The organism is Streptococcus sp. E29BA, from assembly GCF_041807805.1.
Lineage (GTDB): Bacteria > Bacillota > Bacilli > Lactobacillales > Streptococcaceae > Streptococcus > Streptococcus entericus.
The window spans coordinates 1-7,582 of the sequence record NZ_JBGTZA010000054.1 but is presented as its reverse complement, the minus strand read 5'-3'; the positions used below and the strand labels follow the sequence as shown (position 1 = coordinate 7,582).

The window sequence follows — 7,582 nt, the reverse complement described above, 5'->3', positions numbered from 1 at the left end:
TTTTTTTCTACACTCAAAAGGCTCTATAATCTCCATGGTGGATTTACCCACTACAGAAATTATAGAGCCGTTTTTTGGATGGCTTTTGCCTGTCGATATTTAGGTCATTGAGTAACTTTATTTGTGGAATAGCCATAGTTCAAAGTTTCCCCCTTAGTTATCCTCTTTCAGATGCAATAGACTGAATATTAGGACGTTTGAATGACAATTGGTAACTCGTCTCCATATTTGTCAAAAGGTTTGAAGTGTGATAGAATGGTACAGGTAAATCTTGAGATAAAGTGAAAGAATGAATTGTATGAGTAAAATTATTATTACAGGAGGGCGTCCACTCAAGGGTAATATTCCTGTTTCTGGAGCAAAAAATTCGGTTGTAGCCCTGATTCCTGCTATGATTTTATCCGATGAGCCAATCACCCTAGATGGTGTGCCGGATTTAAGCGATGTGGCCAATTTGGTTGAGATGCTTAGTTTGCTGGGTGTCAAAGTCAATCGCCAGCAGGAGAGTTTGACAGCAGACCCATCAGGTCTTGTCAATCGGCCCATACCACCTGAGATGATTAGTCAGTTGCGGGCCTCTTATTACTTTTATGGCAGTTTGCTAGGGAGATTTGGCTATGCCAAGGTCGGTTTGCCGGGTGGCTGTGATTTAGGTCCTAGACCGATTGACCTCCATCTAAAAGCCTTTGAAGCCTTGGGTGCTCAAGTGACCTATGAGGGAGACCATATGATTCTCTCTACAGGTGGTCGTCGCTTGCAAGGGGCGCATATCTTTATGGATACAGTCAGCGTTGGGGCAACCATCAACACCATGATAGCGGCTAGTCTTGCTCAGGGTCGGACTGTGATTGAAAATGCAGCACGGGAACCTGAGATCATTGATGTGGCCATCTTGCTTAATAACATGGGGGCGCGTATCCGCGGAGCTGGCACAGCTGTTATTACGATTGACGGTGTTGAACGTCTCGGTGGAACACGCCATCAAGTGATTCCCGATCGCATTGAGGCTGGTTCTTACATCGCACTGGCTGCTGCGGTTGGCGAGGGCATCTGCGTGACCAATGTGCTTTATGAGCACTTGGAAAGCTTTATCGCCAAACTAGAAGAGATGGGCGTGCGCATGGTTGTCAAAGAAGATGCTATTTTTGTTGAGAAACAAGAAGCTCTCCGTGCAGTGGATATCAGCACATCGCCTTATCCTGGTTTTGCAACTGATTTGCAGCAACCGTTGACCCCGCTATTACTGAAGGCTCAAGGGCGCGGAAAAATCAAAGATACGATTTATGAAAAGCGGGTGAACCATGTCCCAGAATTAGCACGTATGGGGGCGGAGATTTCAACACTCGGCGGTCAGATTATTTATACAGGTGGCAAGCCCTTATCAGGTGCGGAAGTGCGTGCGACTGATTTGCGAGCTGGGTTAGCCCTGATTACCGCAGCTTTGATGGCTGATGGCCAGACAGTGATTACAGATATTGAACATATCCTCAGAGGGTATTCTAATATCATTGAAAAGCTTCAGGCACTCGGTGCTGATATTACCTTAGTTGACGAGTAACAGGTAGTATTTCTGAGTTAATTGTCTTCATAAAGCTTGTTCAAACCTTATTTTCAAAGCAGATAAATTTAAAACAGCTAGCAAGCATCAGACAGAGTTTCTGATGCTATTTTCATGTTATCCTGTATGTTGCTTTGGCGACAAACCTTAAAATGTGGTAAAATCTAGTCAAGGAGGTCATACGATGACAGAAACAAAAGAAGAACTGCGCCAGCGGATTGGTGACTTGGCTTACCGAGTGACCCAAGAATCAGCAACTGAGCGTCCTTTCACAGGGGAGTACGATAATTTTTTTGAAAAAGGTATCTATGTGGATATCGTTGGTGGTGAGGTCTTGTTCTCATCGCTGGACAAATTTCCCGCCCACTGCGGTTGGCCTGCTTTTAGCCAACCGATTAACAACCGTGACCTGACCCATCACGATGACAGTTCCTACGGCATGCGGCGGATTGAAATCCGCAGTCGTCAGAGCAATTCCCATCTGGGGCATGTTTTCAACGACGGTCCTCGTGACAGAGGGGGCTTGCGCTACTGCATCAACTCGGCAGCCCTGAAATTTATCCCCTATGAGCAAATGGCAGAGCTCGGTTACGGCGACTATTTGAGCTTGTTTGAGGAGGAGGTATGACGGTTTATTTCCTAGATGGGCTGGGAAGTAACCGCTACTACGCAGCTGACTTACTGGTAGCCTTGGCAGATAGAGGGGTAAGGGTCAATTATCTGCCACTTCCTGGTCACCCTGATAACCTCGAACAGTCGGTGGTAAGCAATGAAGCGTTACTAATCTGGTTAAGTCAACAGTTACCAGAAACGCCTGTGACCCTGCTCGGCTATTCTCTTGGAGCAGACATCTCAGCAGCGTATGCCTACGCTTATCCTTGGCGCGTGAGCCAACTAATCCTGTTAGATGGGGCCTGTATTGATCTTTCGTCTTTACCACTTGAGGAGGAATTGGCTGGTGCTCAGGCCTACTTGGAGGGGCAGGTTTTTGCAGACATGGCGGAGCATCTGAGTCAGGCGCGTGAGGGGAGTGAGAGTTGGTCAGCCAACCTTGAGCGAGCAGAGCAGGAGGCCTACCTCTATGATGAGGTGGCTGGGGTCTATCGCTTGCGGCTCAACCAGGAGGCGGTAATGGGGCTGTTGACAGCTCGCCGACAGTGCCATCAGCCCTTGCAACAGGCAGATTTTAGGACACCGACGACGGTCATCATCAGTGACCAGCCGTCAGATGTTTTAGAGCAAAAAGAGCGCTATTTAGCTAACTGTCCAGTTTATGTCTCTTATCAGGTGCTGCCAAACAGCCATCATGATTTCTACATGGCGCGTCCGGCTGAGACTGCTGAGTTGATTATGTCTTGTCTCGCGGAGGGTACTCATGGCTAATATCAAAGACTATGTGCTGGCAAACGGTCATCGATCCTTTGACGACCTCCCGCTCAATGAGTTGGACATTGCCTGTCTAAACGAACTCGGCTATTTGACTTTTGGTGAATACCTGCCAGAAACGCTTGACCATCACAGCTATCATCGACTGGTTGACCTACTGGGGAAACTTGCGGTTGCTGAGTTGGAACAGCCAGCCTATGATTTCCTGGTGACACCAGCACGGGTTGAACTCCTACGAGCAGTCTTAACCAGTCAGCGATTTGGTGATGTAGAGCTAGGCTACTATGTCAATGATGTTAACCCCGACTACGGCAGGCAATTCGCTGCCATGGTCATGTGCTTGCCCAGCCTTGGGCATACCCAGTTGATTTTTCGTGGCACAGATGATAGTTTGATTGGCTGGAAAGAGGATTTCAACATGTCCTACATGCGAACCATCCCTGCCCAGCAGGCGGCATTCAGTTACCTCAGAGCATTTTTGATGGATTTCTCAGGCAAATTGGTGGTCTCTGGTCACTCTAAAGGTGGCAATCTAGCGCTCTATGCTAGCAGTTTGGTTCCAGCAACCTTACAAACAAAGATCAGTGCTGTCTATGTTTTCGACGCTCCTGGACTTCATCAGTCTGTCCTCAATTCTCCTGGTTATCAGACCATTCGACCAAGGGTCAAGGCTTTTCGGCCTGAAGAGGCTATCGTTGGCATCATGCTAAGCTCAGATGTGGCTTATGAAACGGTGATTAGCCAAAACAAGAGGCTGTTGCAACACGATATGTCGCATTGGCAGGTGTCGGAGACGGCTTTTTTGAGAAGCTCTCAACTTAGCCAATTTAGCCTGAGTCTAGAGAAAACCTTCAATGATTGGCTTAATCAGTACTCAAATCAAGAACTAAAACTCTTTTTTGATACCTTTTTTGACTTGTTTTTCACCTCTGGCATTGCCAGCCTAAACGACCTATCAACCCCTGATCCCGTTCGTGCCAGAGCTATGCTAAACACGTTGCGCCATCTGGATAAACCCCGCCGTGAGTTTATGATCAAAGCGGTCAACCAACTGATGAGCCTCTATGGTAAACACGCCTTGGCGGATCGGCAGCGAGGTCCAGCTTATTGGGAGGATATTTTGGGAAAATGGCAGAGCAGGTCTACAAAGTCCCTAGAAACAGCTGACGATGCGTAGAGGGAGCTCAATGATTGTTCGTCTAGATGAGTTGCTCTCTAGCTATCAAAATCGCTGAAAATTTGTTACAATAGAAGCATGACGCGGATAAAAAAACTTTTTGTGTCCGACATGGACGGTACTTTTTTGAATGGCCAAGGCGGCTATGACCGCAAACGTTTGGTTGCTCTGCTAGATGATTTTGACCGCTTGGGCTATCTCTTTGCGGTGGCTAGTGGTCGCGGTTTATTAGCCTTGGATCAGCTTTTTGCAGGATTGACTGATCGTATCGCTATGATTGCTGAAAATGGGGCTTTCGTCCGTTATCAAGACCAGGTAATTTTTGAAGATACGATGCTTCCAGATGAGGTTGCAAGAGTTGTTGAAGCCCTTAGGCACAATCCCTACCTGACAGAGGACAAGTACTTGCTGTCTGGGCAACGCGGCTCTTATGCCACCCAACAAGCGGCTACTACTTACGTTGCTGATTTGGCGCATTACTATGAAAACCTGCAACAGGTTGATGATCTACTAGTTGTTGATGACAATATCTACAAGCTCACTGCTCAGTTTACCAAGAACACTCTGTTAGACGGGATTGCTACCTTTAATCAGCGAGAAACTGGTTTTGTGGCCGTGGCTGTCGGAGATGATTCGGTTGATATTATTCGGCAAGGGAGCAATAAAGCTCTTGGTCTTATGAAACTTTGTCAACAGTTAGGGCTAGATGTGAGTCAGGTGACTGCCTTTGGGGACAATGGGAATGATCTGGAACTAATGAGTCAAGTTGGACAGGCGATAGCGGTTGATAATGCCATTCCAGCCATTAAAGAACGGGCTAGTCAGGTGATTGGTCATCATGAGACAGGTGCTGTGTTGACCTACCTGGAACAAGCGGCCGCAGCCATTAAACTGCTGGCTTTGGATCTGGACGGCACCTTGTTCACCACAGACAAGCAGGTCAGTCCAGAAAACAAGGTCGCTCTGCAAATGGCCAAAGAAAAAGGCGTCAATATCGTCATCACGACAGGGCGTCCGCTCAAAGCTATCGGTAATCTGCTGGAAGAGCTGGGACTGCAAGGATGGGACCAGTACAGCATTACCTTTAATGGTGGTCTAGTGCAGCGAAATGATGGGACCGTTGTAGCTCATCACCCGATGAGCGTGGACGAGATTGCTCAGGTGCAGGCGGTGATGGCGCAACTGGCTCTGCCTGTTGATGTCATTAGTGATGGGACGGTTTATTCGATTCCCAGTCAAGGCAAGACATCGCTCTACCACACCGCCAATCCCATGTTGGACTTTATCCAGCTGGACAGCCTTGCCGATTTACCAAAAGACCAGGTCTACAATAAAATCGTCATTGTCTGTGAAGCTGACTACTTAGACCAGCGAATTGCCCAACTACCAGCCAGTCTGAGCCAGCAGTTTGAGGTCTTTAAGTCTCGGGAGATTATCCTAGAAGTCATGCCCAAAGGTGTCCATAAGGCGCAGGGCTTGGCAGACCTATGTCAGATGCTTGGTCTTGCCCCTCATCAGGTTATGACCATGGGTGATGAGGAAAATGACCTGACCATGTTAGCTTGGGCAGGCTGGGGTGTCGCTATGGGCAATGCGGTGCCTGCTGCCAAAGCTGCTGCTCGTCTGTCTGTGACCAGAACCAATGACCAGTCAGGTGTGGCAGAAGCTATTTACCGTTATATCGTGAAGGAGGAGATGACTGATGGGCTTGTTTGATCGCCTATTTGGGAAGAAAAAAGAAGAGCAGGTGCTTCAAGACCCTGTACAGGAGACAACAGCTGAGGATAGTCAGCTGATCGATGAACCAAACGTTGATGTTTCCACTGTCAGCACTGCTGAGGAAAATACTGTAATGCCCCAGGCAGACCAGGTTGTATTGTCAGAGCAAGATGACTTGGCTAACGAGCGGATAGCTAGTTCTGATGCTGAGCGCGACACTCCTCAGGCCAGTCAACCCGCTCTAGCTCCCCTTGTTGAACCAACAGTGGCGCAGACTGAAAGACAGGATGCCACACCCCTCGAACAAGGCAGTCTGGAACGTCAGGCAGAAGCCTTACCTGTGGACATGGAACAGGAAATTGGATCAGCACCAGCATCTGTTGAGCCAGTCAGTGATTCCAAAACTGATGAGCTCACTGAGCAAATGACCCAGTCAAACTTGGTTGATGAGGTGGTTTTAAGTCAAGTAGACGATGAAACTGACAATCTGGCTGCACCAGCTGACCAGCTGACATCTCCTCTAACCGATGATGCTGCTTTGGCTGCTCAGTTGACCGAACACGGCCAGCATTTTTCAAGCGTGATGGCGAATTATTATGCTAAAAAAGCAGCCGTTAAGGCTGCGGCTGAGCGAGGGGAAGAGTTGGTTTTGGAGAGCATGCAGACGCGACAGGTTGTAGAGCCTGTTTCAGCGCCAGCCCAAGCAGTGCAGCACTCTGAAACCACCGAAGACAAGTACAACCGCACCCTCAAGAAAACCAGAACTGGTTTTGGCGCAAGGCTCAATGCTTTCCTAGCTAACTTCCGTACCGTGGACGAGGAATTTTTCGAGGACTTGGAAGAACTACTCATCATGTCTGACGTGGGTGTGACGGTCGCTACCAAGCTGACAGAGGAGCTCCGCTATGAAGCCAAACTCGAAAAGGCTAAAAAGTCAGACGATCTCCGCCGTGTCATCATCGAAAAACTCGTGGACATCTATGAAAAGGATGGTTTTGAGCAGGAAGCCATCAACTTCCAAAAGGGGCTGACAGTTATGCTCTTTGTTGGGGTCAATGGGGTCGGAAAAACCACCTCAATCGGCAAGCTCGCCCACCAATACAAGCGGGCCGGCAAGTCGGTCATGCTAGTCGCTGCGGACACCTTCCGTGCTGGTGCAGTTGCCCAGTTGGTCGAATGGGGGCGCCGTGTTGATGTACCTGTGGTGACTGGATCTGAGAAGGCGGACCCTGCCTCCGTCGTTTTTGACGGTATGGAAAAAGCTGTCGCTGAAGCCGTTGACATCCTTCTGATTGATACTGCGGGACGGCTCCAAAATAAGGACCACCTCATGGCTGAGCTGGAAAAAATCGGGCGCATCATCAAACGTGTCCTACCAGATGCCCCACATGAGACCCTTCTGGCGCTCGATGCCTCAACTGGGCAGAATGCTCTGGTGCAAGCCAAGGAATTTTCAAAAATCACACCACTGACAGGTTTAGTTTTGACCAAACTGGACGGTACTGCTAAGGGCGGGGTTGTTCTTGCTATTCGTGAGGAACTTGATATCCCTGTCAAATTCATCGGTTTTGGAGAAAAGATTGATGACATCGGTCAATTCCGCTCTGAAGATTTCATGTGCGGTTTGCTTGACGGTTTGGTGTAGATATTAACATCGTATGAAAAGAGGCTCTTTGTCAACTGTAGTGGGTTGACCCACTTAACACCGAGAGAGGACAGTTCTTGTCTTCTCTCGTTTTATG

Annotated in this window: 5 protein-coding genes and 2 pseudogenes; all 7 read left to right on the top strand. The window is 48.5% G+C overall.

All coding sequences use genetic code 11. The annotated features are described in order from the left end of the window. Positions 1 to 298 precede the first annotated feature (298 nt). Entirely contained in the window at positions 299 to 1,558 is a 1,260-nt protein-coding gene (locus ACERC8_RS09420) for a UDP-N-acetylglucosamine 1-carboxyvinyltransferase (protein ID WP_373659629.1), read from the top strand. Between the two features lie 184 nt (positions 1,559 to 1,742). Next, positions 1,743 to 2,186, top strand: a complete 444-nt coding sequence (gene msrB, locus ACERC8_RS09415) for a peptide-methionine (R)-S-oxide reductase MsrB (RefSeq protein WP_018367809.1) — start codon at positions 1,743 to 1,745, stop codon at positions 2,184 to 2,186. After that, positions 2,183 to 2,941, top strand: a complete 759-nt coding sequence (locus ACERC8_RS09410) for an alpha/beta fold hydrolase (protein ID WP_373659628.1) — start codon at positions 2,183 to 2,185, stop codon at positions 2,939 to 2,941. Before msrB ends, ACERC8_RS09410 begins: the two co-directional genes overlap by 4 nt. Continuing rightward, a complete protein-coding gene (locus tag ACERC8_RS09405) occupies positions 2,934 to 4,121 on the top strand; it encodes an Mbeg1-like protein (protein ID WP_373659627.1) in 1,188 nt (395 codons plus the stop codon). Before ACERC8_RS09410 ends, ACERC8_RS09405 begins: the two co-directional genes overlap by 8 nt. Before the next feature lie 78 nt (positions 4,122 to 4,199). After that, positions 4,200 to 4,976 (top strand): annotated as a pseudogene (locus ACERC8_RS09400) (HAD-IIB family hydrolase); the annotation flags it as partial. Between the two features lie 30 nt (positions 4,977 to 5,006). After that, a complete protein-coding gene (locus tag ACERC8_RS09395) occupies positions 5,007 to 5,837 on the top strand; it encodes a Cof-type HAD-IIB family hydrolase (RefSeq protein ID WP_373659630.1) in 831 nt (276 codons plus the stop codon). 727 nt (positions 5,838 to 6,564) lie between these two features. Then, positions 6,565 to 7,485 (top strand): annotated as a pseudogene (gene ftsY / locus ACERC8_RS09390) (signal recognition particle-docking protein FtsY); the annotation flags it as partial. Between the last annotated feature and the right edge of the window lie 97 nt (positions 7,486 to 7,582).